At 67.4% G+C, this 24,232-nt stretch carries 25 protein-coding genes; 13 read left to right on the forward strand and 12 right to left on the reverse strand.

What is annotated here, in order from left to right:
- Positions 1–140 precede the first annotated feature (140 nt).
- Positions 141–2,006, forward strand: a complete 1,866-nt coding sequence (gene ilvD, locus FZ983_RS06365; RefSeq protein WP_149222737.1) for a dihydroxy-acid dehydratase — start codon at positions 141–143, stop codon at positions 2,004–2,006.
- Between the two features lie 244 nt (positions 2,007–2,250).
- Positions 2,251–5,301 (forward strand): adenylate/guanylate cyclase domain-containing protein, encoded by a 3,051-nt coding sequence (locus FZ983_RS06370; RefSeq protein WP_188092256.1) that lies wholly within the window; start codon positions 2,251–2,253, stop codon positions 5,299–5,301.
- Positions 5,302–5,328: 27 nt separating this feature from the next.
- On the opposite strand, the gene FZ983_RS06375 is transcribed toward FZ983_RS06370, so the two are convergent.
- A complete protein-coding gene (locus tag FZ983_RS06375) occupies positions 5,329–5,631 on the reverse strand; it encodes a ribbon-helix-helix domain-containing protein (protein ID WP_149222738.1) in 303 nt (100 codons plus the stop codon).
- Between the two features lie 192 nt (positions 5,632–5,823).
- Here FZ983_RS06375 and FZ983_RS06380 point away from each other — a divergent pair, with 192 nt between their 5' ends.
- The 5 genes from FZ983_RS06380 to FZ983_RS06400 all read left to right on the forward strand — a co-directional run bounded on the left by FZ983_RS06380 (position 5,824) and on the right by FZ983_RS06400 (position 9,439).
- Positions 5,824–6,021 (forward strand): hypothetical protein, encoded by a 198-nt coding sequence (locus FZ983_RS06380; protein WP_149222739.1) that lies wholly within the window; start codon positions 5,824–5,826, stop codon positions 6,019–6,021.
- Between the two features lie 121 nt (positions 6,022–6,142).
- A complete protein-coding gene (locus FZ983_RS06385; protein ID WP_149222740.1) occupies positions 6,143–7,414 on the forward strand; it encodes a YcaO-like family protein in 1,272 nt (423 codons plus the stop codon).
- On the forward strand, positions 7,411–8,163 hold the full coding sequence (locus FZ983_RS06390; protein WP_149222741.1) for a TfuA-like protein: 753 nt from the start codon (positions 7,411–7,413) through the stop codon (positions 8,161–8,163). Before FZ983_RS06385 ends, FZ983_RS06390 begins: the two co-directional genes overlap by 4 nt.
- Before the next feature lie 77 nt (positions 8,164–8,240).
- Positions 8,241–8,951 carry a Crp/Fnr family transcriptional regulator gene (locus tag FZ983_RS06395; RefSeq protein WP_188092257.1) on the forward strand — a complete coding sequence of 237 codons (711 nt, stop codon included), beginning with the start codon at positions 8,241–8,243 and terminating at the stop codon, positions 8,949–8,951.
- Between the two features lie 107 nt (positions 8,952–9,058).
- Complete coding sequence (locus tag FZ983_RS06400) at positions 9,059–9,439, forward strand: ribbon-helix-helix domain-containing protein (RefSeq protein WP_247883621.1); 381 nt, start codon at positions 9,059–9,061, stop codon at positions 9,437–9,439.
- A gap of 68 nt (positions 9,440–9,507) precedes the next feature.
- On the opposite strand, the gene FZ983_RS06405 is transcribed toward FZ983_RS06400, so the two are convergent.
- From FZ983_RS06405 to FZ983_RS06425, 5 genes are all read right to left on the reverse strand, one after another.
- Positions 9,508–10,296, reverse strand: coding sequence for a 3-hydroxybutyrate dehydrogenase (locus FZ983_RS06405; RefSeq protein ID WP_149222742.1), 789 nt, complete (start codon positions 10,294–10,296; stop codon positions 9,508–9,510).
- 12 nt (positions 10,297–10,308) lie between these two features.
- The gene (locus FZ983_RS06410) at positions 10,309–10,956 is read right to left on the reverse strand and encodes a 3-oxoacid CoA-transferase subunit B (RefSeq protein WP_014189390.1); all 648 of its coding nucleotides are present in this window, start codon (positions 10,954–10,956) and stop codon (positions 10,309–10,311) included.
- Between the two features lie 17 nt (positions 10,957–10,973).
- Positions 10,974–11,633 carry a 3-oxoacid CoA-transferase subunit A gene (locus FZ983_RS06415; protein ID WP_149222743.1) on the reverse strand — a complete coding sequence of 220 codons (660 nt, stop codon included), beginning with the start codon at positions 11,631–11,633 and terminating at the stop codon, positions 10,974–10,976.
- Positions 11,634–11,635: 2 nt separating this feature from the next.
- Entirely contained in the window at positions 11,636–13,027 is a 1,392-nt protein-coding gene (locus FZ983_RS06420; RefSeq protein ID WP_149222744.1) for a GntP family permease, read from the reverse strand.
- Between the two features lie 63 nt (positions 13,028–13,090).
- Positions 13,091–13,525: an SRPBCC family protein gene (locus FZ983_RS06425; protein WP_149222745.1), complete on the reverse strand. Its 435-nt coding sequence runs from the start codon at positions 13,523–13,525 to the stop codon at positions 13,091–13,093.
- A 358-nt stretch (positions 13,526–13,883) separates the two neighbouring features.
- On the opposite strand from FZ983_RS06425, the gene FZ983_RS06430 reads away from it, so the two are divergent.
- Complete coding sequence (locus FZ983_RS06430; protein WP_149222746.1) at positions 13,884–14,084, forward strand: cation transporter; 201 nt, start codon at positions 13,884–13,886, stop codon at positions 14,082–14,084.
- Positions 14,085–14,173: 89 nt separating this feature from the next.
- On the opposite strand, the gene FZ983_RS06435 is transcribed toward FZ983_RS06430, so the two are convergent.
- The 4 genes from FZ983_RS06435 to ftsE form a co-directional block, all read right to left on the reverse strand.
- The gene (locus FZ983_RS06435) at positions 14,174–14,341 is read right to left on the reverse strand and encodes a hemin uptake protein HemP (protein ID WP_149222747.1); all 168 of its coding nucleotides are present in this window, start codon (positions 14,339–14,341) and stop codon (positions 14,174–14,176) included.
- Positions 14,342–14,477: 136 nt separating this feature from the next.
- Entirely contained in the window at positions 14,478–15,116 is a 639-nt protein-coding gene (locus FZ983_RS06440; protein WP_247883622.1) for a YdcF family protein, read from the reverse strand.
- A 13-nt stretch (positions 15,117–15,129) separates the two neighbouring features.
- Positions 15,130–16,023 carry a hypothetical protein gene (locus tag FZ983_RS06445; protein ID WP_149222749.1) on the reverse strand — a complete coding sequence of 298 codons (894 nt, stop codon included), beginning with the start codon at positions 16,021–16,023 and terminating at the stop codon, positions 15,130–15,132.
- A 4-nt stretch (positions 16,024–16,027) separates the two neighbouring features.
- The gene (gene ftsE / locus FZ983_RS06450) at positions 16,028–16,753 is read right to left on the reverse strand and encodes a cell division ATP-binding protein FtsE (protein WP_149222750.1); all 726 of its coding nucleotides are present in this window, start codon (positions 16,751–16,753) and stop codon (positions 16,028–16,030) included.
- 147 nt (positions 16,754–16,900) lie between these two features.
- Here ftsE and FZ983_RS06455 point away from each other — a divergent pair, with 147 nt between their 5' ends.
- From FZ983_RS06455 to FZ983_RS06470, 4 genes are all read left to right on the forward strand, one after another.
- Entirely contained in the window at positions 16,901–17,683 is a 783-nt protein-coding gene (locus tag FZ983_RS06455) for a lysophospholipid acyltransferase family protein (RefSeq protein ID WP_149222751.1), read from the forward strand.
- 129 nt (positions 17,684–17,812) lie between these two features.
- A complete protein-coding gene (locus tag FZ983_RS06460; RefSeq protein ID WP_149222752.1) occupies positions 17,813–19,660 on the forward strand; it encodes a DUF2491 family protein in 1,848 nt (615 codons plus the stop codon).
- A 25-nt stretch (positions 19,661–19,685) separates the two neighbouring features.
- Complete coding sequence (locus tag FZ983_RS06465; protein WP_149222753.1) at positions 19,686–20,111, forward strand: DUF350 domain-containing protein; 426 nt, start codon at positions 19,686–19,688, stop codon at positions 20,109–20,111.
- A 117-nt stretch (positions 20,112–20,228) separates the two neighbouring features.
- Positions 20,229–20,999: a hypothetical protein gene (locus FZ983_RS06470; RefSeq protein WP_149222754.1), complete on the forward strand. Its 771-nt coding sequence runs from the start codon at positions 20,229–20,231 to the stop codon at positions 20,997–20,999.
- Between the two features lie 127 nt (positions 21,000–21,126).
- On the opposite strand, the gene FZ983_RS06475 is transcribed toward FZ983_RS06470, so the two are convergent.
- Positions 21,127–21,843, reverse strand: coding sequence for a hypothetical protein (locus FZ983_RS06475; RefSeq protein ID WP_149222755.1), 717 nt, complete (start codon positions 21,841–21,843; stop codon positions 21,127–21,129).
- Between the two features lie 129 nt (positions 21,844–21,972).
- Complete coding sequence (locus tag FZ983_RS06480) at positions 21,973–22,854, reverse strand: LysR substrate-binding domain-containing protein (RefSeq protein WP_149222756.1); 882 nt, start codon at positions 22,852–22,854, stop codon at positions 21,973–21,975.
- Between the two features lie 105 nt (positions 22,855–22,959).
- On the opposite strand from FZ983_RS06480, the gene FZ983_RS06485 reads away from it, so the two are divergent.
- Entirely contained in the window at positions 22,960–24,147 is a 1,188-nt protein-coding gene (locus FZ983_RS06485) for an aminotransferase class I/II-fold pyridoxal phosphate-dependent enzyme (protein ID WP_149222757.1), read from the forward strand.
- The last annotated feature ends 85 nt before the right edge of the window (positions 24,148–24,232 follow it).

Here is a 24,232-nt window from a genome sequence, read left to right on the forward strand (position 1 = left end):
GCAACGCCGTTGTCGCGCCTCGGGCGTCCGCGACAGGATCGCGCCTCTGGCGCGGGCGACAGGAGATTGCTAAGGTGCCCACCCGTTTCGTTCCATTCCTTTCGCCAACTCGCCGAAATCGACCAGCTGAGGACCGATCCATGCCGCACTACCGTTCCCGCACCTCCACCCACGGCCGCAACATGGCGGGCGCGCGCGGCCTGTGGCGGGCGACGGGCATGAAGGACGGCGATTTCGGCAAACCGATCATCGCCATCGCCAACTCCTTCACGCAGTTCGTCCCCGGCCACGTCCATCTGAAGGATCTCGGCCAACTGGTGGCGCGCGAGATCGAAAAGGCCGGCGGCGTGGCGAAGGAGTTCAACACCATCGCGGTGGACGACGGCATCGCGATGGGCCATGGCGGCATGCTGTACAGCCTGCCCTCGCGCGAGCTGATCGCCGACGCGGTCGAATACATGGCGAACGCCCATTGCGCCGACGCGCTGGTCTGCATCTCCAACTGCGACAAGATCACCCCCGGCATGCTGATGGCCGCGATGCGGCTGAACATCCCGGCGGTCTTCGTCTCCGGCGGCCCGATGGAGGCCGGCAAGGTCAAGTGGCGCGGCAAGGTCAAGTCGGTCGACCTGATCGACGCCATGGTCGCCGCCGCCGACCCGACCGTCTCCGACGAGGAGGCGGCGGAAATGGAGCGCGGATCCTGCCCGACCTGCGGCTCCTGCTCCGGCATGTTCACCGCCAACTCGATGAACTGCCTGACCGAGGCGCTGGGCCTGTCGCTGCCCGGCAACGGCACCATCCTGGCGACGCACGCCGACCGCAAGGAACTGTTCCTCGCCGCCGGCCGGATGGCGGTCGATCTCTGCCGCCGCTGGTATCAGGAGGAGGACGCCACCGCCCTGCCGCGCGGCATCGCCACCAAGGAAGCGTTCGAGAATGCGATGACGCTGGACATCGCCATGGGCGGCTCGACCAACACCGTCCTGCACATCCTGGCGGCGGCGCAGGAGGGCGGCATCGATTTCACCATGGAAGACATCGACCGGCTGTCGCGCCGCGTCCCCAACGTCTGCAAGGTCGCCCCGGCGGTGTCCGACGTCCATATCGAGGACGTGCATCGCGCCGGCGGCATCTTCGGCATCCTGGGCGAACTGGACCGCGCCGGCCTGCTGAACCGCGAGGCGCCGACTGTCCACGCCCCGACGCTGGGCGAGGCGCTGGACCGCTGGGACGTGATGCGCACCCAGGACTCCGCCGTCCACACCCTGTACCGCGCCGCGCCCGGCGGCATCCCGACCGTCGTGCCCTTCAGCCAGGAGCGCCGCTGGCCAGACCTGGACCTCGACCGCGAGAAGGGCGTGATCCGCAAGGCCGAGAACGCCTTCAGCCAGGATGGCGGGCTGGCCGTGCTGTACGGCAACATCGCGGAGAACGGCTGCATCGTGAAGACGGCGGGCGTCGACGCCTCCAACCTCGTCTTCGCCGGCCCGGCCCGCGTCTTCGAAAGCCAGGACGACGCCGTCGCCGGCATCCTGGGCGACGTGGTCAAGGCGGGCGAGGTGGTGGTCATCCGCTACGAGGGTCCGCGCGGCGGCCCCGGCATGCAGGAAATGCTGTACCCGACCAGCTACCTGAAGTCGAAGGGGCTGGGCAAGGCTTGCGCGCTGGTCACCGACGGCCGTTTCTCCGGCGGCACCTCGGGCCTGTCGATCGGCCATGTCTCGCCGGAAGCGGCGCAGGGCGGTGCCATCGGCCTGGTGCAGGACGGCGACCGCATCGAGATCGACATCCCCAACCGCATCATCCGCCTCGCCGTCGACGACGAGGAAATGCAACGCCGCCGCGACGCGATGAACGCCAAGGGCGTCGATGCCTGGAAGCCGGCCAGCCGTGACCGCGTGGTCTCCCCGGCGCTCCGCGCCTATGCCGCCCTGACCACCAGCGCCGACCGCGGCGCCGTGCGCGATGTGACCCAGGTGGAGAACATCGCCGTCCGCCGCTGAACGGGGGATCGTCCGCCTGCGCTCGTGTCATATTTCTCCGAGTCAGGCACAGCGAACATTCACCACAAGTAACAATCAAGGCGCCGCGCAAGTCGCGGCGCTTTCTTTTTGAGCAGAATTACATACAGGGATATGCTAGCTTCCGCCTGCGCGAATTTCTTGGAGTGATGCATCGCTCGGATGTTCGCAAAATTCGAAATGCATGCTCTAATATGCCGACGCGATTTTCGCGAGGGGGGCGGGCATGGCGGACGCCATGTGGGGCACAGCGACCGACGACGGCGGTCCCGGACAGGATGCATCGCGCCTGTCCGCCGATAAGCCGCGCGAACGCAAGGTGGTGACGGCGATGTTCGTCGACATCGTCCGCTCCTCCGCCATGGTGGCCGGCCGCGATCCGGAAGATGCCGACGATCTGCTCCTGTCGATCCTGAACCGCGTGACGGAAGCGGTACCGCGCTTCGAAGGCACGGTGACCCAGATGCTGGGCGACGGTTTCCTGGCGACCTTCGGCGCTCCCGGCGCCAAGGAGGACCACGCACTGCGCGCCTGTCTGGCCGCCCAGGACATCCTCAGCGCCACCCGCGACGAACAGGGCCGCCCGCTCTTCCACATCCGCATCGGCATCAGTTCCGGCGACGCGGTCGCCCATGTGGTGAGCAACGGATTGTGGACGGATTACCGGGCGGTCGGCGAATGCGTGCATATGGCGGCCAAGCTGCAGCAGCGCGCCGCCTCCGACACCGCCCAGCTCACCCGCGACACGCTGGACCTGATCCCGGTCGGCGTCGCGGTGCGTCCGATGGGAAGCCTCCGTTTGTCGGAGGAGGTGGAGCCGATGCCGGCCTTCCTGCTCGACGGGGCCCGCGCCGTGCGCCGCACCGCCACCGACCTCCTGTCCGCCACCACCGCCCCCTGCGTCGGGCGGGAGCGGGAGGTGGCGGCCCTGTTCGCCATGGCCGACACGGTGGAGGGCGGGACTCCGGTCCAGCTCCTGCTGCAGGGAGAGGCCGGGATCGGCAAGTCGCGCCTCGTGGGCGAATTCCTGCGCGACCCGCGCAGCCGGCGCTGGACCCTGCTGCAATGGCCGCAGATGCCGATCCGGCGGCTGGCCGATCCGGACGATCTGGAGGCGGTGGCGCTGAGCCTGGCGGAGCAGGTGGCCGGCTGCGCCAGCGAGCAGGGCATCGACTGGGTCTGCGAAGCGGCCGGGCGCCGTTCCGGCTCGCTGGCCGGCGACGCGGTGCGCACCCTGTTCGGCCGGCCGAGCCTGGACCCGCTATGGACCGGCCTGGACACCGCACAGCACCTGTCGCTGGGGATCGAGGGGCTGGTGGGCGCGACACTTGAACTGGCGGCTCCGCTCCGCCCCTGCGACGGTACCGGCCCCGGCGGCGGGGCGATGGACGGCGTCGTCGGCCGGCCGCTGCTGGTTCTTGTCGAGGATGCCCATTGGGCGAGGCCGGTGATGGTGCGGCTGCTTGAACGGCTGGCCGACGCCCTGCCGGGCTCAGGTTCCCGCCTGCTGCTGCTCGCCACCCGGCGGCCGCCGCCGCTGGGGCCGGAGTCGCAGGAGCAGGGCTGGAACGGCCGGCCGGGCGGCCGGCGCATGGAACTGGGCATGCTGTCGGCGGAGCAGGTGCAGAGCTTCCTGGCCCACTGGCTGGGGTCGGACTGGTCGCTGGTGGAGCTGAAGGCCCAGGTCGCCGCCCGCTGCCAGGGCGTTCCGCTCTATCTTGAAGAGGTCCTGCGCACGCTGGAGGCCACCAACGCCATCGAAGGCGCGCCGGGGGCCTACCGGCTGATCGATCCGCTGGTGGTCCACAAGCTGCCGCGCACGCTGCACGCCCTGCTGGCCGAGCGCATGGACCTGATGACGCTGGAACGGCGCCGGCTGCTGATGAACGCGGCGGTGATCGGCACGACGTTCGACGTCGGACTGCTCCAGGCCCTGACCGGCATGCCGATGACGAAGCTGTCGGACTGCCTCGCCTATCTGGAGCGCACCGGCTTCGTGCTGCGCACCCGCCTGCTGCCCAACCTGGAATATTCCTTCAAGCACGCGCTGATCCAGGAGGTCGCCTACGCCACCCTGACCAAGTCCGACCGCCGGGCGCTGCATGCCCGCGTTCTGGAGGCGTTGCGCCACCGCCGCGACCACGACCTGCCGAACCGCCTGGACCTGCTGGCCCACCACGCCTTCATGGCGGAGAACTGGCCGGTCGCCCACCTGTTCGGCCGCCGCGCCGGCGAAAGGGCGGAAAGCCGTTCCAAGCTGGAGGACTCCAGCCGGCATTACGCCAACGCTCTGGCCGCCGTACGCCGGCTGCCCGACCATCCGCGGAACACCGCACGCCAGATCGATCTTCTGATCGCCCTTCCGCGATCTCTGCTGCCGCGGGGATCGATGGGAGTGGACGACCATCTGCAACGGGCCATCGCCATGGCGCGCGATTCGGGCGACCTCATCCGCTACGCCCGGGCTTGCTCGATGCTCGCATCGTTCCTGTGGACGTTCGGCGATCTGGACCAAGGCCTTGCGCTTTGCCGCGACGGCCTTTCCGCACTCGACGAACGGGACGACCGCCGCACCCGCGTGCAGTTGCTGTTCAGGCTGGGCGGCCTGCAAACGGACAAGGGACTATTCGTCGAGGCGCTGAAGACATTCGAGCACGGCTCCCGCATGCTCTCGACGTCCCGTCCTTACGATCGCTATGGCCTCGCGACTGTCGCGCGGGTGCACATGGGCAGTCTTGCGGCCCGTGGGCTCGCCGAATTGGGCCGGGTCGGCGAAGCAGTGGAAGCCGGGCGCCAATCGGTCGAGATCGCCGAGGAGAGCAACCATCTTTTCTCACGGCTGTTTGCCCTGACGCATCTGGGCTGGACGCACATCATCTGCGGGCAGTTGGAAGAGAGCATTCCCGCACTTGAGGCCGCGTTGTCGGTCGGTCACGCCATACATGCCCCACTGCTGCTGCCATTGGTGATGGGGGGCATCGGATATGCGTCGGTCCTGACGGGGAACCATAAGTCAGGATTCGCCATGTTTGAGAGCAGCTTTGCGCTATTTCAGCAGCAAGGAGCGATGAGGGGCAAGCCGCATCCTTTAGGATGGTTGCCCCAAGTCCAGCTTTGGTACGCGGATGCCTTGGGAGTGGCAGGCAACCGCCCCGAAGCCGTAACTATGGCACGCGCTGCTTTGGAGACCGCGTTACTCATCACACAAATTTCGAGCCAAGCACGTGCCGTCCAACTTCTTGGAAGATTCGGAATCAAACAGGAAATTCTGAGCTGAAATTTTTGAAATAACGATATTATTAGGTTATGCCGATTCAACCTTGCGGAAATAGTCCAAAACAAATGTACGTATGGTCGTGCTGAGCGCTGCATTCTTTGGGCGGCTTTCCTCCAACTCCGCACATAACTGCTGCGTTGGTTTTCCTTCGAGCTCGGCGATAGCGTCAAGCCCTTCCCAAACCGCCTTTTCAAGGCGTAACCGGGTCCTGACTCCGTTCTTAGGAACGACGCGAGCGGACAGCTGCGGCCATACCATCAGAGCCTCAAGGTCGATAGAACCGCGACCGGACGCGATATTGCCCCGCTTCTTGTTGGTAGCCTGCAGCATAGTTTGATTCTCCAGTCAATTACCTGCTGCTCACGATGGCGTGGCGCTTGAAACACCCGATCCCATTCGCTGCTGCTTAGACGCACCAATTACCCCGGCACCTCACGACACGAAGTGAAAAACTTCACAGACCGGACTCATTCGAATCCGAAGAATTTGCGGCATCACCAACGTCAAACGGAGTCAATCCAGATGTCGCTCTCCATCTCTCAGTCGTCGATGATCCGCGGTGCCGATGGCCGTCTGTATGCCGTGTCCGCTCAGGGCGTTTCCGAGATCGCCGAGGTACAGGCTTCGACCGTCCGCAACCTCGTCCGTTCCGGCGATCGCAGCACCTTCGACGCCGCGGATCATGAGGCTGGTCGGTTCAGCATCACCCCGGGCGCCTGATCGGGTTCCCGGTTCCAGTTCTTCGGACCGTGGCCACCAGCACCGCTTCAGGGGCTGACCGGCCACGGACCCGGGAACGGGACGCGCTCTCTCGATTTTCCCCCGCCCCGGACAAGCCGCGATGCCCTTCGATCTGCTCGATGTCAAAGCCTCCGTTTCGGATGCTGTGAAGGCCCACACGGTCGGCACCCACCGGGTCATGGCGCCCGAACAGACCCTGGCTCGGGTCACCCCGTTCCTGCCGATCATGGGGATCACCCGGGTCGCCAACGTCACCGGGCTGGATGCCGTCGGCATTCCGGTGGTGATGGTGACGCGGCCGAACTCGCGCTCCATTTCGGTGTCGCAGGGCAAGGGGGTGACGCTCGCCGCCGCGAAGGCGTCGGGGGTCATGGAATCGATCGAGAGCTATCACGCCGAACGCATCACCCTGCCGCTGAAGTTCGCCAGCTTCGAGGAGCTGCGCTGGACCCACCCGGTGGTGGACGTCGACCGCCTGCCCCGGCTGTCGACCGGCAGCTTCAACCCCAACAGCCCCATCCTGTGGATCGAGGGGCAGGACCTGCTGAATGGCGGCCCGAAATGGGTTCCGTTCGAGATGGTCCACCTGAATTTCACCGTGCCGATGGCTCCCGGCCACGGCGCCTTCCTGGCCGGCTCTAACGGGCTGGCGTCGGGCAACCACAAGGTGGAGGCGATCAGCCACGCCGTCACCGAACTGGTGGAGCGCGACGCGACCACCCTGTGGCGCCTGCAGGACGCGGGTGCCCAGGCGGCCACCCGCATCGACCTGGACAGCATCGACGATCCGGTCTGCCGCTCGCTGATCGACCGGTTCGAGGCGGCGGGCGTCGCCGTCGGCGTGTGGGAGACCACCAGCGACGTCGGCCTCCCCGCTTTCCTCTGCCGCATCGTCGAGCGCGAGGAGCTGCCCCAGCAGTCCATCCGCCCAGCCACCGGCATGGGCTGCCATGCAGCGCGCGAGATCGCCCTGTCCCGCGCCCTGACCGAGGCGGCGCAAAGCCGCCTGACCTTCATCGCCGGCGCCCGCGACGACATGCCCCGCGCCGAATATGAACGCCACCTCGACCCCGCCCACCATGCCCGCTGGAAGGCGATGATCGTCGATGGTGTAGGCCGGCGCTCCTTCCATCGCTGCCCGACCAGCACCGCCCCCACCATCGAGGCCGACCTCGCCCACCAGCTCGACCGGTTGCGCGCGATCGGAATCGAGGAGGCGGTGGCGGTCGACCTTACCAAGCCCGAATTCGGCATCCCCGTCGTGCGCGTCGTCGTGCCGGGGCTGGAGGGTGCCGACGAATCCCCCGATTACCTGCTGGGCGAACGCGGCCTGCGCGTGCTCGGCGCCCAAGCCATGGAGAAGGCGGCATGAGCGGCGTCTATGTCTTCCTCGGCCCCACCCTGCCGCGCGAGGATGCGGAGCGGGAGCTGGACGCCACATACCTGCCGCCGGTCGCCCAGGGCGACGTGCTGCGGCTGTGCGCGGAGAAGCCGGCGGCGATCGGCATCGTCGACGGCTTCTTCGAAAGCGTGCCGTCGGTCTGGCACAAGGAAATCCTCTACGCCATCCATGCCGGCATCCCGGTGTTCGGCGCCTCCAGCATGGGGGCGCTGCGCGCGGCGGAGCTGTATCCCTTCGGCATGGTCGGCGTCGGCGCCATCTTCGAGGCGTTCCGCGACGGCCGGCTGGAGGACGACGACGAGGTCGCGGTGATTCACGGCCCGGCCGAGCTCGGCTACACGGCCCTGTCGGAGGCGATGGTCAACATTCGCCGCACCCTGTCCGACGCGGTGGCCGACCGGGTGCTGACCGCCGGAACCTCCCTGCGCCTGGAATCCATCGCCAAGGAATTGCCCTACCGCGAGCGCGGCTATGGCCGGATGCTGCGGCTGGGCGGCGATATCGGCCTGCCGGCGGACGAACTGGCGGCTTTCCGCGGCTGGCTGCCGCAAGGCCGCTTCGACCAGAAACGCGACGACGCCAAGGCGATGCTGCGCAGCATGGCACGGCGCCTGGGCCGTCCCGCCGGCAACGATGCGGTGCCGGAAGCCCGTTTCCATTTCGAACGAACCGTCCTGTGGGAACGCGCCCTGCGCGACGCGGCACCCCTCGCGATGTAGGTGAGTTTTCGGTAGACTGATCGCGCCGGGGTGGCGGTCGTCGCCGCCCTGGCGTGAAACGGTGCCGGGACGGATGGATGAACGCGCCCATGGATGTGGCGGCGGTGCTGAGGCGCAACCGCCTGCTCGGAGAACTCGACGCCAGGCAAATGGCGGAAATGCTGGGACTGGGCCGTATCGTCCGCTTCGATGCCGACCAGATCATCTTCGACAAGGGCGATCCCGGCGACAGCCTGTTCGCCGTGCTGAAGGGCCAGATCGCCATCCGGACCTCCTCGGCGGATGGCAAGACCATGCTGTTGAACATCCTGGAGGCCGGCGACGTCCTGGGAGAGATCGGCCTGATCGACGGGCGGGAACGCACGGCCGCCGCCGTCGCCCTGCGCCCGGTCGAGCTTTACCGCATCGACCGCGCCGATTTCATTCCTTTCCTGGAACGCCATCCGCGCCTGTGCACCAGCATGATGGTGGTCCTGTGCGACCGACTGCGCTGGGTGTCCGAGAACATCGAGGATGCCGTCTTCCACGACGTCCCGCGCCGGCTCGCCCGCAGGTTGCTGTTGCTGTCGGACAGCTACGGACAGCCGACCCCGGCCGGCTTGCGCCTGACCTTGCCGCTGTCGCAGGAAGCGCTCGCAAACATGCTGGGCGTCACCCGTGAAATGGTGAACAAGTGTCTCGGCGCCCTGCGCAAAACCGGCGCAGTGACATATGCCAAAGGTTTTATCGTTATCAACGATCTGGCCTTGCTCAAGGACATGGCCGGGGATCCCGAACGGGCTCCCTAGGGAGAATCCTTACCTGCCGAAAGTTTTGTTCCCAAAGCCGGTTGTAGTCGCGTTATAGTGAGCGCGCGTCGGGGGCAATCGCACGGGCAGGACGAGGGTTTAAGAGCATGTCGAGCGATGGGAACAACAGGTCTCGCACTGGTCAATTTGCGGGTGTCGCCTCCCTGGCCGCCCGCACGCTGAAATTGTCCGGGCGCGATGTCTCCATCCGTCTGGAGCCGTCCTACTGGGAGGGGCTCGAGGAGATCTCCCTGCGGGAAGACCTGACGGTGGAAGAGCTGTGCGGGGATGTCCGCGACCGCATGGAACAGCAGGGCCGCCGCTCCTCGCAAGCCGGCGTATCGCTCGCGAACGCACTGCGCGTGTTCGTGGTCGGCTATTTCCGGCAGGCTGCGACCGAACGTGGCCATGCTCGCGCCGGCCACGGCCAGGGCCGTCCGTTCATCGCCACTCCCTTCGATACGGTTCCCGCCACCAGCGAAAGCTGAGAAGGGCCGGGCTTCCAGGAAGGGGCAGGCACTTCGGCCCACCCCCCCGAGGCATTGGAAGGGCCGCCTTACTGGGCGGTCCAGCCGCCATCCATGGTCAGCGCGGCCCCGCGCATGTTGCCGGCAGCTTCCGAGCACAGGAACACCGCCAGTTCACCCAGCTGCTCCGGAGTGACGAAGGATTTCGACGGCTGCTTCTCGCTCAGCAGCTCGCGTCCGGCCTCCTCCACCGACAGGCTGCGCGAGGCGGCCAGAGCGTCGATCTGCTTCTGCACCAGCGGCGTCAGCACCCAGCCCGGGCAGATGGCGTTGCAGGTGATGTTGGTCTCCGCCAGCTCCAGTGCCGTCACCTTGGTCAGGCCGATCACGCCGTGCTTGGCGGCGACATAGGCCGACTTGTTGACCGACGCCACCAGGCCGTGCACCGACGCGATGTTGATAACCCGGCCCCAGCCGCGCGCCTTCATGCCCGGCAATGCCGCGCGGGTGCCGTGGAAGACGGCCGACAGGTTGATGGCGATCACCGCGTCCCAGCGCTCCACCGGGAAGGCGTCGACCGGCGCCACATGCTGGATGCCGGCATTGTTGACCAGCACGTCCAGCCGGCCATAGGCCGCCTCGGTGGCGGCGACCATCGCCTCGATCTCCTCGGGCTTCGACATGTCGGCGCCGTTGTGGGCGACGCGCACGCCGAACTCCGCCGACAGCGACTGGCACAGCTCGGCGATGTAGGCGGCGTCGCCGAAGCCGTTCAGCATCAGGTCGGCGCCCTGGCCCGCGAGCTGCCGTGCGATTCCAAGGCCGATCCCGCTGGTGGACCCAGTGACGAGCGCGGCCTTCCCCTTCAGATTGGTCATTGTTCTTTACCTTTAGAGCGGCATGGGACGGAGATCCGGGGCGACGATCAATTCGCACCCGGTGTTGGCGATCACCTGCTCCACCGTGACACCGGGGGCGGTTTCCTTCAAGACGAGGCCGGCGTCGGTCGGCTCGATGACGGCGAGGTCGGTCACCACCAGGTCGACCCGGCGGACCGAGGTCAGCGGCAGCGCGCAGCGCTCGACGATCTTCGGTTCGCCCTTGGCGCTGTGCTGCATGGCGACGATCACCCGGCGGGCGCCGGTGACCAGATCCATCGCCCCGCCCATGCCCGGCACCATCTTGCCCGGCACCATCCAGTTGGCGAGACGTCCTTCACGGTCCACCTGCAGGCCGCCGAGCACGGTGACGTCCAGATGCCCGCCGCGGATCAGCCCGAAGGAGAAGGCGCTGTCGAAGGACGCCGCCCCCGGCAGGGCCGAGATGGGCGAACCGCCGGCATCGGTCAGGTCGTGGTTCTCCGCCCCGGTGATCGGGCCGGACATGCCGACGATGCCGTTCTCCGACTGGAAGAACACGTGGCGTCCGGCGGGGACGTAGCGGGCGACCAGGGTCGGCAGGCCGATGCCCAGGTTGACGAGGTCGCCGTCCATCAGCTCCAGCGCGACGCGCTTGGCGATCAGGGTCTTTTCATCCATGGCTCAATACTCCCCGATCAGCGCGGCGTCGCGGTGACGATGTGGTCGACCAGAATCGACGGCGTCATCACCGCGTCGGGCGGGATGCAGCCGACCGGCAGGATGTCCTCGGCCTCGGCGATCACCGTGGCACCGGCCATTGCCATCAACGGGTTGAAATTGCGCGCGGTCAGCGCGTAGGTCAGGTTGCCGTACAGGTCGGCCTGCTTGGCAGAGACCAACGCGAAGTCGGCCTTGATCGGCATTTCCAGCAGGTAGGTGACACCGTCGACCTCGACCGTGCGCTTGCCCTCCTCCACCGTGGTGCCGACGCCGGTGGGGGTCAGGACGCCGCCCAGACCGACGCCGCCGGCGCGGATGCGCTCGGCCAGCGTGCCCTGCGGCACCAGTTCCACCTCGATGGCGCCGGCGATCATCTGCTTCTGCGTCTCGGGGTTCAGGCCGATGTGGCTGGTGACGACGCGACGCACCAGCTTCTCCACCACCAGCTTGCCCAGGCCGTTGTTGGGCCGGGCGGTGTCGTTGGCGATGATGGTCAGGTCGCGCTTGCCCTGGCGGATCAGTTCGTCCACCAGCCGGTTGGGGCCGCCGACGGCCATGAAGCCGCCGATCAGCAGGGAAGCGCCGTCGGGAATGCGCGCGACGGCCTCTTCCAGGGAAACGAGTTTGTTCTTCATGATCAGACGATCCCGGTCAGGTAATAGACGGCGATCACGAAGAAGACCGCCAGCGTCTTGATGCAGGTGACGGCGAAGATGTCGCCGTAAGACTGCCGGTGCGTCAGTCCGGTGACGCCCAGCAAGGTGATGACGGCACCGTTGTGCGGCAAGGTATCCATGCCGCCGCTGGCCATGGAGGCGACCCGGTGCAGAACCTCCATCGGGATGCCGGCGGCGTTGGCGGCGGCGATGAACTGGTCGGCCATTGCCGCCAGCGCGATGCTCATGCCGCCCGATGCCGAACCCGTGATGCCGGCCAGCGCGGTGACGGTCACCGCCTCGTTCACCAGCGGGTTGGGAATGGCCGACAGCGCGTCGCGGATGATCAGGAAGCCCGGCAGCGCCGCGATCACCGCGCCGAAGCCGTATTCCGAGGCCGTGTTCATGGCGGCCAGCAGCGACCCGCCGATGGCGGCCTTGGTTCCGTCGGCGAAGCGCTGCGACACCGGCTTCCAGGCGAAGGCCAGCACCATCAGGATGCCGCAGAGAAGAGCCCCTTCCACCGCCCAGATGCCGGCGACGGAGGAGACCTGCGTCACCAGCGGCTTGGCGCCTGGGGTCAGCGCCACCTCGCTGGTGGCGCCGTACACGCTAGGGATCGCCATGGTGAACAGCTTGTTCAGCACGCCGACGGCGACCAGCGGCGACAGGGCCAGGATCGGGTTCGGCAGCATCTCCGACACAACCGATTCCGGTTCGTTGCTGTGGCCGCTCCCATAGCCTTCGCCCCGCGCGATAGCCGAGCGCACACGCCATTCCAGATAGAGCAGCCCCAGCACCAGGATGAAGACGGAGCCGATCAGGCCCAGCCAGGGGGCGGCATAGGCATCGGTCTTGAAGAAGGTGGTGGGAATGATGTTCTGGATTTGCGGCGTGCCCGGCAGCGCGTCCATGGTGACGGTGAAGGCGCCGAGCGCGATCACGCCGGGGATCAGGCGCTTGGGGATATCACTCTGCCGGAACATCTCCGCCGCGAAGGGATAGACGGCGAAGACCACGACGAACAGCGACACGCCGCCATAGGTCAGCAGCAGGCAGACCAGCACGATGGAGGTCACCGCACGCTCGCGCCCGACCAGCTTGATGACGGCCGAGACGATCGACTTGGAGAAGCCGGACAGCTCGATCACCTTGCCGAACACCGCGCCCAGCAGGAAGACCGGGAAGTACAGCTTCACGAAGCCGACCATCTTGTCCATGAACAGGCCGGTGAAGATCGGCGGCACGGCGGACGGGTCGGTCAACAGCACGGCCCCCATCGCCGCGATGGGCGCGAAGAGGATGACGCTGAAGCCCCGGTAGGCGACCAGCATCAGGAACGCGAGCGCTCCCACGCAGATCAGGAAACTCATTTGGACGATGCTCCCTCGGTTATTCTTGTCGGACGGTGACCGTCACGGGTGTGTTTTCGGGATTTACGGCTGAAGCAGACTGCGAAGCCGGGCCATGCCGGCGTCGTAGAAGTCGCGGACGAAACGCTCCGCCTCCGCCTCCGCGCTCTGGTTCGGGTGGGAGGAAAGCGGATGGAAGGTGGCGGTCCAATCCAGGGCGGTCTGCCGTTCCCCATCGGCGTGCAGGCGGATTTGCGCCAGCAGGTCGGTGACCGGGTACGGTCCCTCGACCACCGCATAGGTGTAGGCATCTTCAACGCGGCTGACATGTTCCAGCCGGTGGATGACTGGCGCCCCATCATAGAGTCGCAGACGCCGGAGCGCGCCTTTCCCCACCCCCTCCACGATCATGGAGACCGCACCGGGGTACCAGTCGCCCAACGCCCCGTTCCACCGGACCAGCGGCCACACGCAGCGCGCCGGGACGGGCAGAAGGGAGGTTGCGGTGACCAGCGGCATCGGGGCGCTTTCTCATGGAGGCAGGCCCCGGAGGGCGGAAGGTGCAACTATGGGAGCAAGGGTCATGCCAGAATTGCGTGGACCGATAGTGACAGCGGAAACCTTTGATAAGGCTGATTTTGTGCATTGCACACAAAATTCCTCAACTCGCTACAGGTCTCACAATTGAGATTGTGCAAGAGGAAGCCGTCTATTTATAGAGACTAAGTCTCGAACTATAGACATCTGCGGCAAGGCGAAACGATTGTCTCGCAAGGCGGTTGAGCCGACTTGTGGAATGCCGCTTGACCTTCCAACCGCTGGAAGGCTCAGCCTGTGGAAATCGGGTGCGCCGTCGCACCGCCAAGGGAGAAAACCCATGCTGACGTTGAAGGTATCCGGAATGTCCTGCGGCCACTGCGCCCAGACGGTGACCAAGGCGGTGGAAGCGCTTCCGTCGGTCGAGCGGACTCTTGTCGACTTGAAGGCAGGCCAGGTGTCCGTCGAGGGCGATGCCGAAGAATCGACCATCCGCCAAGCCATCGAGGATGCCGGCTATGAGGTGCAGGGCAGGGCCTGAGGCGCCATCCACAAAAAGAATGGGCGCCGGGCCATATGGCCGGCGCCCATTCTCGATGGCATTTTCCCGGAAGGTTCTTTGAAGGTCTTTTACTTGGTGAGGATCAGCTTGTTGGCGCGGGTCACGCGCAGGCGATAGCTCTGCCCGGCGTGCTGGATCACGATCTCGCGGCTGCCCGACATCAAACGGGCGGATTCGACCACCGGCAGGGACGCGACGACGAAGGAGGCGGGAGCGGAGACGGCGCTGTCGTGCATGGCGTGTCTTTCTTGCTGGACGGACGTTGCGGTCGGCGATGTCCGGGCGTGAACCCTGAACCGGACACTACGCCCGTCCGAAGTCAATTGCAAGTCATTCTCATTCGCTATTCCGGCTCAACCGCGGTTCCGGCCGTCAGCCCTTGACCGCCCGATGCACCATCCAGCGCAGGCCGACCACCAGCAGCTTGTTGTACTCGTTGATAAGCAGGTTCGCCGTGCCCGGCCACATCCACCACTCCTCCAGATGGACGGTGGGGGCGACGACGGGATGGGGCACCAGCTCCATGTCGGGCATCGCCATCGTCAGTTCCAGCAGGCTGCGGCGCATGTGATAGTTGGCGGTCACCAGCCGCAGCGACCGGAAACCCTGGTCGCGCATCCAGTCCGCCGTCTCATAGGCGTTGCCGATGGTGCTGTCCGCCGAATAGCCGAGCGTGATGCAGCATTCCATCTCGGTCGGGGAACGGCGGGACAGCTTCAGCAGTTCCTGCACATCCACCCCGTCATAGACGCCGGACACGAACAGTTTCTTCGCCCGTCCGGCGGCCAGAAGCTCCAGCCCGGTCCCCAGCCGGTTGCTGCCGCCGGTCAGCACGACGATGGCGTCGGTCGGCCGTTCGGCATCGGCACCGGCGGGGGATGCGCGCGGCACGTCGGCGGCATACCAGACCAGCCCGCCCAGCCAGAGTACGGCCGCCACCAGCGACCCGGCCAGCAGGTAGACCACCGCCCTCGCCACCCTCCCGCCGCGCCGCCGGTGCACGGTTCTCATCGCGCTCTCCATCTCACGGCATGGACTCCAGTGTGCGCAGCACGGTCCAGCGCGCGGTCGCCAAGGCCAGCAGGGCCAGCATCCCCGGCACCAGAAGCAGCACCGCCCACTGCCAGGGCTGCAGCGACAGGTCGGACAGCAGGCTGGCCCGCAGTCCCTGGGACGCCCGGTACAGCCCGTACAGCGTGCCGCCGGCCAACAGCAGGCCGATGGCACCGCCGCGCAGGCTCAAGGACACCACATGCCGTTCAAACTGGCGGGAGACATAGCGGTCGGTGGCGCCCATCAGGTGCAGCAGCTCTACCACCGGACGGTGGATGGCCAGGCCGGTGCGCACGGCGAAAACCACCGTCATCACCGCCGCCGCCCCGATCAGCACCACCACCCCCAGCGCCGCCAGCCGCACAGCCCCGGCGAAGGAGCGCAGGTCGGCCAGCCACACCGCATGGTCGTCCAGCGTCGCCCCCGGCGCCGCCGACGTCAGGCGAAGCCGCAAGGCCGCGACGTCGACCGGCCCGTCGGCGATGACGTCGATCAGCCGCGGCATCGGCAGCAGCGGGTCGGTCGCCCCCGACCCCAGCCAGGGTTCCAGCAATCGGGCGATCTCGCCCCCGCCCAGCACGGTGGCCGACCGGATTCCGGGGAAGGCCCGCAGGACGGTCACCGCCGCCTCCACCCGCTCGTCCAGCGGCGCGACCGGAGCGCCCGGCATCGGCGCCACCTGGACGGTCAGCCCGCCGGCAAGGCCGCTGTCCCACCGTTGCGCCATGTCCGACACCAGCATGGCGCCGGCCAGCGCCAGCGCCGCCAGGAACGCCATCAGCGCGGTGATCCAGCCAAGGAAGCGCGAGGAGGGATCGACCGCCAGCGGCAGGTCGGAGCGGGGGCGGACCGGACGAAGCGCCATGCCGCTACTCCCGCCGCGAATCGTGGGCGCGCGCGTCGCCGGTACGTCCATCATGAGCCCGGCTTCCGCGCGCAGGCAGCACCATCAACCGGCCATTGTCGAGATGGAGGCGCGGGTGGTCGAACCGGCGGATCAGCGCCTCGTTGTGGGTGGCGATCACCACGGTGGTTCCCAGCTTGTACAGTTCCTCGAACAGATAGAGCAGGCGCATGCCGATGCCGTCGTCGACGTTGCCGGTCGGCTCGTCCGCCAGCAGAAGCCGCGGCCGGTTGATGACCGAGCGCGCGATGGCGACCCGCTGCTTCTGCCCGCCCGACAGGGTTGACGGTTTGGCGTGCAGGTGGTTGCCCAGCCCCACCCAGCGCAGGATTTCGGTGCAGTGGGCGACCACGTCGGCCTCCGGCGTGCCGGACATGCGCAGCGGCAGCGCCACATTGTCCAGCGCCGACAGATGGTCGAGCAGCGCGAAGTCCTGGAACACGACGCCGATCTGGCGGCGCAGCTCCGGCAGGTCGCGGCGGGTCACCATCGCCATGTCGCGGCCGAACAGAGTGACCAGCCCGCGCGACGGCCGGTGGGCCAGATACATCAGCTTCAGCAGCGACGACTTGCCCGCCCCGCTGGCACCGGTCAGGAAATGGAAGGACCCCGGCAGCAGGGTGAAGCTGATGTCGCGCAGCACCTCCGCCTCCGTGCCGTACCGCAAGCCGACATTTTCGAAACGAATCACAGTCCCACCACAGCCACGACACCCCTCCACGTCCGGGACAATGCACCCGGCGCGGGGCGGAGTCCACCCCGCCCCGCGCCGCGGAACCATCGCCGCAACAGCGCTGAATACTTGAGAAGTCGGCGAAGACCTGACAAGTTGCCGGCCATGATCTGGATCCGGTCCCTTGCCTTCAACATCGCGTTCCACCTCTGGACCGCGCTGATGTGCTTCGCCCTGCTGTGGATGCTGCTGCTGCCGCGTCCGCAGATGGTCGCGGTCGTGAGATGGTATCTCAGCACCGTCGGCTGGCTGGAGCGAACGCTCGTCGGCATCCGCTACGAGGTCCGTGGGCGCGAGAACCTGCCCGACGGTCCCTTCCTGCTGGCCGCCAAGCACCAGTCGGCCTGGGAGACGATGAAGCTCCACCTTCTGGTGAAGGATCCGGCGATCATCCTGAAGCGCGAACTGATGTGGATCCCGATCTGGGGCTGGTACGCCGCCAAGGCGAAGATGATCCCGGTCGACCGCGGCGCCGGCGGGGCGGCGATCAAGTCGCTGATCCGCAATTCCCGCCCGGTGCGGGACGAAGGCCGCCCGATCGTGATCTTCCCGCAGGGCACCCGCGTCGCTCCCGGCACATACCGCCCCTACCGGATCGGCGTGGGCATGCTCTATGACAGCCTGAAGATCCCCATCGTGCCGATGGCGCTGAACGCCGGCCTCTATTGGCCGCGCCACAGCTTCCTGAAGCGACCCGGCACCGTGGTGGTGGAGTTCCTGCCGCCGATCCTCCCCGGCCGCCCGCGCGCCGAGGCGATGCGCGATCTGGAGGAGCAGTTGGAGGCCGCCAGCGACCGCCTCGTCACCGCTGCCGGCGGACCGCCCACCGTCCGCCCGCCGCAGGCCGAGCCGGAGCGGAACAAGCAGGCGGCGACCGCCGTCTCGTGACCCTTCGGCCGTAACCGGCGGACCGCGGCGGTTAATCCCTTGAGCACCGCCGCGTATCTGCCTACGCTCGCGCAACGAATCGCCGGGAGGGCCGGTTGAACCGGCTCCGGATGACGCGCGAGAGGACGGATGACGCAGACCGCGAAGCCCCGGTGTCCCACCCGGCCGCTGGACCTCTGGAAACAGCGATGGCGCGCCGCCGCCGTTGCCCTTCTGATGACGGCGCAGCCGCTGGCGGTCCCCGTCGGCGCCATCGTGACCGCCCCGGCGGCACCCGCTCCGCTCGCCATCGCCGCCGCCACGGCAGTCTCCGTGGCGCTCGCCCCGGACGAGGCCCAGGCCCGCGCCGGTTCCCGCAGCAGCCGGTCGTCGTCCTCGGGCGGCTATTCCCGGCCGTCGCGCACCCCGTCCGTCGGCAGCAGCGGCGGCTATGCCCGACCGTCCGCCCCGCGCACGCCCTCGACCGGAAGCAGCGGCGGCGGCTGGTTCTCGGGCGGCTCCTCCAGTTCCAGCGGCGGCTATGCCCGGCCGGGCAACACCGCCCCCTCGGTCGCTGCCCCACCGACCTCCGCCGGTGACCGGACCTTCAGCCAGCAGGGCTCGGCCGACGCGCTGAACCGCTACCGCACCCGCCAGGAGGCCGACCGCACGCCGCCGGCCCAGCCGAGCGCGCCGCCCGCTGCCTCCACCCAGGGCCGCACCGGCAGTTCCAGCACTTCCAGTGGATCGGGCTGGGGTTGGGGCTGGGGATCGGGCGGTTCGTCCTACCGCACCCCATCCACCCGCCCGGCGCCCGTCAACCCCTATGGCCGCTACGGCTGGAACCCGCCGCCCTATGCCTACAGCGCGCCGCGCCGCTTCGGCATCTGGGACGGGCTTTTCCTGTGGTTCATGCTCGACACGCTGACCCGGCCGGGCCATGCCGCCTTCTTCCACAACAACGCCGACGACCCCGGCTATCGCGAATGGCGGCAGGAGGCCGACCGGCTGGCTCGCGACAATGCGGAGCTGCGCGCCAAGCTGGACCAGCTCGACCAGTCGGTCGCCGCCCAGGCCGGCACCCCGCGCGAGGCGGGACAACTGCCGCCCGACGTGCCGGCGGAGCTGGCCCGCGCCGATTCCGCCAGTTCGGTGGACAGCAGCAGCGCCGCGCAGGCGTCGCCGCCGTCCCAGGGCTCCGGCCGCGGCTTCTGGTGGTGGGGCATCCTGCTGCTCGGCGTGGCGGTACTGTTCCTGCTGTGGCGGGCCCGGCGCCGGATGGATGCCCCGAAACCCAGCCCTGTCTCCACCGGCCCAGTCTCCAAGGGAGGATCGGACGTGCCCCTGTTCGGAACGCTCGGCAACTACGTGAACCAGAAGCTCGGCGGCAAGGCCTACAGCCCGTCGCTGTTCCGGCTGGGCATGGCGGTCACCATCGACCCCACCCCCTTCCTGCTGGCGGAGAGCGCCACCAAGGTGAAGGCGCCGGACACCGGCAGCGACCGGCTGGTGTCGATCGAGGCGGTCGGCACCGTCACCTCCGGCCCGGCCACCGTCTACCGGCTGCATCTGCCGGGAGGCGGCTTCTTCCAGATTCACCTCGGGCCCGACGGGCAGCCGGACGAATGCCGCTATTTCACGCCCATCGACAGCGTGACGCCGTCGGACGAGAGCGAATGGGGCTTCTGGCTGGACGATGCCGAGGGGATGATCGGCTGGCCGGAGTTCCAGACCAAGGACGGCAAGCTCTATCCCCGCGTCTGGCAGCCGGGCGCCAGCCGCATCCAGCCCTTCACCCTCAGCGAGGCGCGCCAGACCGTGCGCGGGACCGAGACGGTGGTCAGCCAGGCCATGCTGTACGGCGCCCCCACCGGCGCCGCGGCCCCCGCCCCCACCACGGAATACATCCTGGTGGAGGCGGTGGAGCGCTCCGGCCGCGCCTCTGTCGAGATCGCCGCCGGCATCGACGTGAACCCCGCCTCCCTCTCCCTGTCCTAACCCACACGACAAGAGTGCCGGCCCCATGGAAAGCACCTTCGGTTCCATCCTGACCGCGCTCGGCACCGGGCTTCCGGTGCTGCTGGTCCAGCTCGCCGTCACGCTGGCGCTGCTGGCGGTCGGCGTCGCCGTCTACACCCGCATCACCCCCTTCAACGAACGCCGGCTGGTGTCGGAAGGGAATGCCGCCGGCGGCCTGACGCTGGCCGGCTCCATCGTCGCGCTTGCCATTCCGCTGGCAGCGACGCTGGCGACCAGCACCTTCCTGCTGGACATCCTGCTGTGGGGCGTGGTGGCGGTGATCCTGCAGCTGGTCGCCTTCGCCGTCGCGACCCTGCTGATCCGCGACCTGCGCGGTCAGATCGAATCCGGCAACGTCGCGTCGGCGGCGACCCTGGTCGGGGTCCAGCTGGGGGTGGCGCTGATCAACGCGGCGGCCATGGCCGGTTAAGCCAGCCCCCGAGAGGTAAGGATAAGGGGTCTGGTCGCCGGATCGTCCCCTCCCCATCTGTGCAGGCGAGGCGCCTTCCGGGGCGCTTCCAACAACCCTCAGCGACAGGATTCAGCCATGCTTGCCTTCATCCGCAACCTTATGGGTGTCAAGACCGACCAAGCCGTCCAGGGCGCCATGGAGGCGCTGGTGCGCTGGGATCCGAAGTCCGCGACCGAGGCGGAGCTGCGGACCATGGAGCAGCATCTGGACCAGTTGGGACGGCAGGTGGCGGAAGCCCGCGCCATCTACGACCGCGAGCAGCGCGAAGCCGACGAGATCAAGGCTCTGTCGACCCAGCGCATGGCGGCGGCCGAGCATCTGCAACGCCAGATCGACACCGAGACCGATCCCGCCCGCAAGGCCGGCCTGGAAAAGAGCCTGGAGACCATCGTCGCCATGCTGGAAGAGATGGCCCCGGAGATCGAGCGCGAGGCCCGCGACGCGGTGGATGCCCGCGAGTTCCTTGAAATGCTGGAAAAGAACTATGCCGAGGCCGGCGCCAAGCTGAAGGCCGCCCGCGCCGACCTGACCCGCGCCCAGCGCGACATGGGCCGCGCCGACCAGCAGCGCGCCATGGCCGAGCGTCAGGCCGAAGCCGCCCGCCAGGCCGCCGGCCTTGCCGGCGCCACCAGCGGCCTGTCGGTCGCACTGAAGGCGATGCAGGACACGGCAGCCAAGGATCTGGCCGCCGCCGAAGCCGCGAACGCCAAGGCCAAGCTGCTGCGCCCATCGGCCCCGGAGAAGGAAGACCCCAACATCGCCGCAGCGCTGGCCGCAGCGTCGGGCAAGGCCACCGCAACCAGCCTGTCGGACCGTCTGGCGGCGCTGAAGGCCAAGCAGGGCTGACGATCAGAGGGGATCGGTGGGGGAGACTCCGCCGATCCTTACCTCCTGGGGGGAGATGGAACAGCGTGGAACGGTTTCCGGCGGCTGTTCCATTGCCTCCCCTGGCCCGTCCGCTGGCCTGTCCGCCTTACAGACGGCCGAAGGCGGCCTGTCCGCCCTGCCGTTCCAGCGCGGAGGCGAGGTTGGGATAGGGATCGTCGGGATTGAAGGTCCAGGGATAGACGCCCTTCGGTCCCTCCGATTCCGGGCGGGCGAGGATGGCGGCGACGGCGCGCGGATCGGGCGCGCTGCGCTCACGCAAGGCGCCGGGGATGTCGTCGTCCAGGTCGGGGACGATGACGGCAGGAACGTCCTCGAAGGGGGGCGGCTGGGGGGTGGCGGAGTCGGCGGGTTGCCGGGTTCCCGATTGCCGGGCCGGCCGCTGTGCCGGCCGCTGGACCGATTGGTCTCCGAGCCCGTCGAGGAGGCCGAGCCGGTCGGCCAGCCAGCGCACGGTCGACGGATCGCCGGAGGAGACCAGCCGCTCGATCTGCTCGACAACCAGACTGCGCAGCGAGGAGAGGCGCAGCTCGGCTTCCCGTTTCAGCGCCTGCCGTTCCCACCAGACCCTGTGACGGAAATCCTTGGACCCGTAATAGGCCCGCCACAGGGTGGTGCGGCTGCATCCCATGGCGCGGGCCACATAGAGAAAGCTGCTGCCGCGCGCCAGCATGCCGGCGGCCATGATCCATTGTTCCTCATGGAATTGCGATCCGGGAACCAGCGAGCCGTCGGCGGGCACTGGCGGCTCCTCCGCCCAGCAGGGGAAATGGTCGTTTGCAAGGGTACGGCTGTCGAGGGGCATGGCTTCGCTCCGCAAAGGGATGGTGGAACCGGGCGCGGAGATGGTATAGGATAAATATCCTCTAATGGGGATTTTATGCAAAATCCGCGGCGCGCAACGCGCCTTCGGCCTCTCCCGAGAGGGAAGACCTCAATCCGTTGAAAACGCCATCAACTCCGCGATGCAGTCGGCGACGATGCGAGATGGACGACGGTTCGGTGGCAGAAGGAGCAGAGTGCGCGATCGAATTTCCGGTTCGAACACGCAGGCTACCAGGCCTCGCCCGAGATAGGGTTCGGCAGTCAGCGGACTGACCAGACCGCACCCGATGCCAGCCTGCACCATTGCACATATGGTCGTCGAGTAGGGCGTCTCCAGCACGATTTTCGGCATCACGCCATGGGCGGCCAGCACCCCATCCAGCCGGCGGCGCGCGGTGTCCTCGGGAGCGAGGGCGATGAAGGGCGTGCCTTGAAGATCTGCGGGGTGGAGAACGTCGCGCTGCGCCAGCGGGTGATTGGCTGGAACGGCAATCACCAAACGCTGCCGCATGAAAAGCGTCGCATCCACCCCCGTCACATCGATTTCGTCAGCGGCCAGTCCAACATCGAATTGGCCGGAGGCGATCAGATCCTTCACCACCGACGACATGCGCGCTTGCACTGTGATCGACACGTCGGGATGCCGCAATTGGAAGGCGCGCAATGCTTTTGGCAGGATGGTGGTGCTGACTGCCGAATGGCATGCGACCCGGATTTCGCCTGAGCCGAAGTCACGGATGCGGGCGGCGGCAGCGCGCAGATGGATCAAGCCCGCAAAGGACGAGGCTACTTCCTGGAAGAACAGCCGCGCCTCCTCCGTCGGGAGCATGCGCCCTTTGGCGCGATGGAACAGCGAAAAGCCAATTTCCCGTTCCAACTCCTGGATTGCCTTACTGACGGCGGGTTGCGAAATGCGCAGCACCTCGGCCGCGCGCGATGCAGTGCCGTTGGTCATAACTGCATGGAACACCTCAACCTGCCGCAGGTTCATGATGGTCTCCCTATAACCTGGGAGAATAGACTAGCTTGAAATCGATATTGGACGAAATAGGGCTGGAGGCGTCATATCGGGGGCGTCAGTCAAAGGACGCCCCCCATGAAAGATCTCACCCAATGCGTGGTGAATCCTCCGGTTGCCGCCGAAGGATTCGACAGCCTCAGCGTGCCCGTTTATCGTGGATCGACAATCCTATTCGCCAATGCCGAAGGTTACGCGAAACGTGGCGAACGCGGGCACACCGGATATACATACGGTCTTTACGGCACCCCAACGACCCGGACGCTGGAGTCCAAGCTAACGGCTCTTGAAAACGGCGCCTGGACTTTCCTTCTGCCGTCAGGACAGGCAGCCAATAGCTTTGCCGTTCTGCCCTTCCTGCAGGCGGGTGACAGGGTGTTGATCGCCGACACCTCCTATCCACCGATGCGCGACTTCGCCAACCACGATCTGGTCAGATTCGGCATCGAGGTCGACTATTACGACCCGACCTCCGTCGCTGACCTGGAACGGCGGATCGACGGACGCACCAAGGTCGTCTGGTGCGAATCCCCCGGCTCCACCACCATGGAGGTCCAGGATCTGCCGGCCATCGCGGCGGTGGCGCACCGTCATGGCGCCCTGGTCGGCTGCGACAACAGCTGGGCCACCCCGCTGAACTTCAAGCCTCTGGACCATGGCGCCGATCTGGTGACCGAAGCGCTGACGAAGTACGTCAGTGGCCATTCCGATCTGCTCATGGGGTCGCTCACCGTGCGCAACGAGGCCCTGATCACGCCAATCCGCAGCGCTCTCGGCCGCTACGGGATCGGTGTTTCGCCCGATGACGCCTCGCTGGTGCTGCGGGGCATGGAGACACTGGGCGTGCGGATGCGGCAGGCGTCAGACGGGGCGATGGCGCTGGTCGAACGGCTGGCTGGCCATCCGCTGGTGAAGGAGGTTCTGTATCCGGCACTCCCCGGATCTCCCAGCCATGCGGTGTGGAAGCGCGACTTCCTCGGGGCCAGTGGCGTCTTCAGCGTCGTGTTCACGCCCGCGGCGACGCCGCATGTCCAGCATGCCCTCGACGTGTTGCGCACCTTCGCCATCGGCGCCTCCTGGGGCGGAACCCGCAGCCTGATGGCGCCGATGCCGGTCAAGCGCAACCGCACCGCCCGCCCCTGGGCCGGTGAGGACCTGATCCTGCGCATCAGCGTCGGTCTGGAGGATCCGTCCGACCTTCAGGACGATCTTACCGCCTTCCTCGACGACCTCGCCGCACGGACGGCCAAGGCGCCGACCGCCTGACGGCGGCGGACGCAAACACACCCCGCCGACAACGGCACGAAACCAACAAGCAAGACGACGAACAGGAGTTTGATGCAGGCCAAAC

Origin of the sequence: Azospirillum sp. B21, assembly GCF_008364825.1 — a bacterium.
Taxonomy (GTDB): Bacteria; Pseudomonadota; Alphaproteobacteria; order Azospirillales; family Azospirillaceae; genus Azospirillum.

Coding starts and splice junctions, on each gene's coding strand:
- ilvD (WP_149222737.1), top strand. CDS start 141: ATGCCGCACTACCGTTCCCGCACCTCCACCCACGGCCGCAACATGGCG.
- FZ983_RS06425 (WP_149222745.1), bottom strand. CDS start 13,525: ATGCCGCTGGTCACCGCAACCTCCCTTCTGCCCGTCCCGGCGCGCTGC.
- FZ983_RS06480 (WP_149222756.1), bottom strand. CDS start 22,854: ATGAACCTGCGGCAGGTTGAGGTGTTCCATGCAGTTATGACCAACGGC.
- FZ983_RS06405 (WP_149222742.1), bottom strand. CDS start 10,296: ATGACCAATCTGAAGGGGAAGGCCGCGCTCGTCACTGGGTCCACCAGC.
- FZ983_RS06370 (WP_188092256.1), top strand. CDS start 2,251: ATGGCGGACGCCATGTGGGGCACAGCGACCGACGACGGCGGTCCCGGA.
- FZ983_RS06385 (WP_149222740.1), top strand. CDS start 6,143: ATGCCCTTCGATCTGCTCGATGTCAAAGCCTCCGTTTCGGATGCTGTG.
- FZ983_RS06460 (WP_149222752.1), top strand. CDS start 17,813: ATGACGCAGACCGCGAAGCCCCGGTGTCCCACCCGGCCGCTGGACCTC.
- FZ983_RS06415 (WP_149222743.1), bottom strand. CDS start 11,633: ATGAAGAACAAACTCGTTTCCCTGGAAGAGGCCGTCGCGCGCATTCCC.
- FZ983_RS06380 (WP_149222739.1), top strand. CDS start 5,824: ATGTCGCTCTCCATCTCTCAGTCGTCGATGATCCGCGGTGCCGATGGC.
- FZ983_RS06395 (WP_188092257.1), top strand. CDS start 8,241: ATGAACGCGCCCATGGATGTGGCGGCGGTGCTGAGGCGCAACCGCCTG.
- FZ983_RS06400 (WP_247883621.1), top strand. CDS start 9,059: ATGTCGAGCGATGGGAACAACAGGTCTCGCACTGGTCAATTTGCGGGT.
- FZ983_RS06420 (WP_149222744.1), bottom strand. CDS start 13,027: ATGAGTTTCCTGATCTGCGTGGGAGCGCTCGCGTTCCTGATGCTGGTC.
- FZ983_RS06475 (WP_149222755.1), bottom strand. CDS start 21,843: ATGCCCCTCGACAGCCGTACCCTTGCAAACGACCATTTCCCCTGCTGG.
- FZ983_RS06445 (WP_149222749.1), bottom strand. CDS start 16,023: ATGGCGCTTCGTCCGGTCCGCCCCCGCTCCGACCTGCCGCTGGCGGTC.
- FZ983_RS06440 (WP_247883622.1), bottom strand. CDS start 15,116: ATGAGAACCGTGCACCGGCGGCGCGGCGGGAGGGTGGCGAGGGCGGTG.
- FZ983_RS06465 (WP_149222753.1), top strand. CDS start 19,686: ATGGAAAGCACCTTCGGTTCCATCCTGACCGCGCTCGGCACCGGGCTT.
- FZ983_RS06430 (WP_149222746.1), top strand. CDS start 13,884: ATGCTGACGTTGAAGGTATCCGGAATGTCCTGCGGCCACTGCGCCCAG.
- FZ983_RS06410 (WP_014189390.1), bottom strand. CDS start 10,956: ATGGATGAAAAGACCCTGATCGCCAAGCGCGTCGCGCTGGAGCTGATG.
- FZ983_RS06455 (WP_149222751.1), top strand. CDS start 16,901: ATGATCTGGATCCGGTCCCTTGCCTTCAACATCGCGTTCCACCTCTGG.
- FZ983_RS06390 (WP_149222741.1), top strand. CDS start 7,411: ATGAGCGGCGTCTATGTCTTCCTCGGCCCCACCCTGCCGCGCGAGGAT.
- FZ983_RS06375 (WP_149222738.1), bottom strand. CDS start 5,631: ATGCTGCAGGCTACCAACAAGAAGCGGGGCAATATCGCGTCCGGTCGC.
- FZ983_RS06435 (WP_149222747.1), bottom strand. CDS start 14,341: ATGCACGACAGCGCCGTCTCCGCTCCCGCCTCCTTCGTCGTCGCGTCC.
- FZ983_RS06470 (WP_149222754.1), top strand. CDS start 20,229: ATGCTTGCCTTCATCCGCAACCTTATGGGTGTCAAGACCGACCAAGCC.
- FZ983_RS06485 (WP_149222757.1), top strand. CDS start 22,960: ATGAAAGATCTCACCCAATGCGTGGTGAATCCTCCGGTTGCCGCCGAA.